The sequence below is a fragment of the Brucella pseudogrignonensis genome (assembly GCF_002252525.1).
GTDB classification, from domain to species: domain Bacteria; phylum Pseudomonadota; class Alphaproteobacteria; order Rhizobiales; family Rhizobiaceae; genus Brucella; species Brucella pseudogrignonensis.
In genome coordinates, this window is record NZ_NNRM01000023.1 from 1 (window position 1) to 3,649 (window position 3,649).

The following is a 3,649-nucleotide window of genomic DNA, read 5'->3' on the forward strand; positions in this document are numbered from 1 at the left end:
GCGACGGTCTGATAATGCGTCGTCGTGGAACCAAGCTGCGCGTTGAACGCTGTCGAAATGGCCGTATAGAGGCCGCGCATTGTGGATGGAGTGATATCCATGGGTCGTTTTCCTTATGCGCCGACAGAAACCCACGTGCGGCCGTCACCGAGACCGGCAATGGTGCCGACCTTCAGCTTGCCGCCCGTAGCGTCGAGCGTGAGAGTTGCATCATCGGTGGCGTAGACCGGCTTGCCGATGTCGGCGAAAGTGGCCTCAAATTCGAAACCGCGCGTGTCACGGATAGCAGTAACGGTCAGATCGCCGTCAGCTCCGTCGCGGTTGTCGATGTGAAATTCTGCCAGCCCAACGATCGCAACAGCATCAGCATGGGCTGCGGGTACTGCCAGACCAGCAGCGGTGACGGCGACGATAGACCGTCCGAAAAAGCGGATGCCCGCCTTGACCGGATAGCCGAACCGGGTACCGTCGCGGCTCGGGATTTCGAGATCGCGAGTAGCGGGCATCAGAACAACTCCTTGTGGGACTTCTTGGTCTTTGCGAACTCGGCGGGATCAATGCCCATCAGCTCGCAAATCTGCTGATCTTCGGGAGAGAGTGCCGGATCGCCACTTTCCTGCGGTTTGTAGTTGCGCAGCGTTGCCGAATGCAGCGAAGGGAGAAGCTTGATCTCGTCCTCGACTTCCTGCGCATTTTTCATGTGACGGCTGATGAAATGCTCACGGAGCGCCGGGACCACCTTGCCATCTTCGACAGCGCGATTGACAACCGCTTCCGCCTTGTCGCGCGCCGCCCCGTTGGTCAGGGTGGTAACCTTCGACTGAAGGTCCGTGACCGTCTTGCGCAACTCGACCTTCTCGGCATCGTCGCCCGACTGGCGGGACTGAAGCGAGGTGACGATCTGGTCGCCGGAGGCGTCGATATTGACGCCAGCAGTTTCCACGACCTTCGCAAGCGTTGCCGAATGCAAGGTCTTTTCCGTAACGGCGGCGAGGATCGCAGCCGCGTCGGCGTCTTCTGGAAGGCCAAGCGCCTTCCGCAGTTCTTCTTCCATGTCCGGTTCTCCGGTTAGGTTGGCTGTATGGAGGGAATTGAGCTTGAGGTTCGGATCGTTGGTGAGCGAGGCCCGACCGATCTCAAGAACACGGTGCGGCTTGCCCTCGGTCACGAAGAGCGCTGGCGACAGGTAGCCATATTCGCGGCCACTGACTGCCGCATTGCCGCGAGCGTTCCATTCAACCTTGCCCCAGATGCCGTCCTCGCGGGCTTCCATGTCCACGATCCACCCAAGGGCCGGGCTTTCGAAGCCCTGCGTTCCAAGCTTGTCTGTGGAATGATTGATGTCGATCGGAAGCTTGCGGCCAGCATTGCGGAACTGGGCTACGATCTGCTGGAGATCACCGGCAACGTAAGGGCCGCGACCGTCTGCCCCGCTGAAGGTGCCAGCAGGCATCAGGTGCACCCATTCCGGCACAGCGGTTACCGACACGTCATCGACGGCCGGAAGGTTCATCATAAGGGAGGTCAGACGCTTTTTCATGAACGTGAGAAAACCACGTTCGGCAAAAGCTTATCATGCCCGCGACGGCGGGCACCCATTAAGAGGCTTTAAATGCGGCGTTGAAGTGCGCTGAAAACGGTCTCGGAAATCATGACCTGGTCATCATCGGAAATACCGAGATAAGGACGCGCCGGTATCGTAACCGACTTTGCCAGCACAATGCCAGATGCCAGACGAAAAACAAGATGCGAAGCACTTTTCGGCTTGATGGTGGCGCCGAGCTGGTGGACAGCAGCATATTTCGCATTGGTTCCAACCGTCACCTGGTCACGGCCTGCGCGATGATTGATGCTGTCGCGCAGACGGCCGCTTTCCGTCAGGATACGACTATTGCGCTTGGTTTTCTTGTATTCCGAATTAAGCTTCTCCCAGGCCACGCCATCCGGTGATTTCTGCGAGACGAACCGACGATGTGTCGAGCCGACCAGGCCGGTGCCGATTGCGCTCATGATCGGGGTTGTGTCGCCCATCACGGTAATCAGCCGGGTGAAGGCCTGATGAACGGCCTTGTCCTCGATCTGGACATTGATGGAAATGCCACTCATGCTGCTTCTTTCCATGCCAATCCGGGATTGTATTCAAAGCCTGCATCCACGCCCTGTGGAACACGAACAGTGCGTCCCCCAACTTCCTCGGCACGGAAAATAAGAACCGGAGACGCATCAGGGCCATTCTTGCCTTGACGGCGGAGACCGCCCATCGAAACTGGAGTAACATAACAGCCGCACCGCCAGCCGTTCGGAGGGTAGTTTGTAATCCAAAACGGATCATCCGCCCGCAATACCAAACCGTCCCAGGCCAAGTGTTGATGGCGGGGGTTAATCGAGCCGGAATGATGGTACTGCCAATACGGGAACGCTTCGAGCGTTTCGGGTTCCGTGAGTTTGGCATAGCGGCCAGCAGCGTAGGCCGTGCGCAGATTGGTGTCGAAGATAATGCGGGTGCGCCAGTTCCGTTTGCCTCGATAATCCCAACCATGTTTTTCCACGATTGCATCAAATGACTGGCGGAACTCCTCGATTGTGGTGCCTTCTTCAAGCGCTCGTTGGATCTCGCGACGGAAGTCATCGAGCAGCGCATCCGTGGCAGCTCCGGCAACCATGAAAGCTCTCGAATGAGCCGCTGCATAAACATCGGTCCAAACTTGCGTCTTGACGCTGGCCTTGCCGCGAAAAAAGCGTATCGCTTCATCAAAGGGCAGATCGAGGGCCGATATCGCATCTGTCATCGTGGAAGCTCCCGAACCATCAAATTTGAAGGCCATTTGAAGGCCATAGACGCGCATTCCCGATTTTTTGCGGGATCGCTTCACAAAAGAAGCTGATGCGCGTCTGTGGCGGTTTATTTGCGTCCGGCAATGTCATCGATCAAAGCGGCCTGTCCGGCGAGATGCGCCAAAGCCATTCCGCGTGCCATGGCTTGTGAAAGCTCATCCGGTGAAAGTTTCATCCGTGCAAGCTGGTCGGCTGCGTCGGCAATCGTTTCCGCTGACATCAGCACCGTTCGGATGTCTTCGGTAAGGCCCGCAAGTGCTCCGGCAGCATCATCCTGAAGCCGGTCGGTCAGCTTCCCGACAATGTCTTCAGTCGGCGATTGCTTTTCGCGAGCATGCAGCATCTTGCGAACCGAGTTAAGCTCAGGCGCACGCCCGTCCGATTCAAACAGGCGATCCATCATGGAAGGCTGACGCCCGCCGATAACCTCTTCTCCTTCCACGGGTGCCGGAGCGCCGAGGCGTTCGCGGATATAAGATGCGCCAACCGTGAGACCGTGTTTGGCGAACTTGTCGAAGGCCTCGGCAAACTCCTTCAGCATCACTTCGTCCGGACGCCCGATACGGACGATCGGATAATGATCCTGCGGCCCGAAATTCATGGCGATCAGATTTGGAATAAGCTGGCGAATGATAGTCGCGGTGATCATCATTGCGTCCGCGCGCTCGATATCCTCCTGGACGAGGCGATGCTCGCGAGCAACCGCATGTCCCCCGCCGACAGCGTCTGTCGTGGTCGTCTGACCAAGAACGGCCTTCGATACCTGCCGGTCCATCCAGTCGGCGCGACGCTCGTAAAGGTCGATTGAAGTGCC

Annotated in this window: 5 protein-coding genes; all 5 read right to left on the reverse strand. The window is 57.9% G+C overall.

The window, feature by feature from the left end:
- Positions 1–113: 113 nt before the first annotated feature.
- Positions 114–506: a hypothetical protein gene (locus CEV34_RS14350; RefSeq protein WP_094543797.1), complete on the reverse strand. Its 393-nt coding sequence runs from the start codon at positions 504–506 to the stop codon at positions 114–116.
- Positions 506–1,540: a phage protease gene (locus tag CEV34_RS14355; RefSeq protein WP_235819057.1), complete on the reverse strand. Its 1,035-nt coding sequence runs from the start codon at positions 1,538–1,540 to the stop codon at positions 506–508. The genes CEV34_RS14350 and CEV34_RS14355 overlap by 1 nt, the downstream gene beginning before the upstream one ends.
- Before the next feature lie 68 nt (positions 1,541–1,608).
- Positions 1,609–2,106, reverse strand: a complete 498-nt coding sequence (locus CEV34_RS14360; RefSeq protein ID WP_094543798.1) for a phage virion morphogenesis protein — start codon at positions 2,104–2,106, stop codon at positions 1,609–1,611.
- Positions 2,103–2,789 (reverse strand): phage head morphogenesis protein, encoded by a 687-nt coding sequence (locus tag CEV34_RS14365; protein ID WP_094543800.1) that lies wholly within the window; start codon positions 2,787–2,789, stop codon positions 2,103–2,105. Before CEV34_RS14365 ends, CEV34_RS14360 begins: the two co-directional genes overlap by 4 nt.
- A gap of 113 nt (positions 2,790–2,902) precedes the next feature.
- Positions 2,903–3,649: phage portal protein family protein (locus CEV34_RS14370; RefSeq protein ID WP_143853376.1), on the reverse strand; the 747-nt coding region annotated here is incomplete at its 5' end.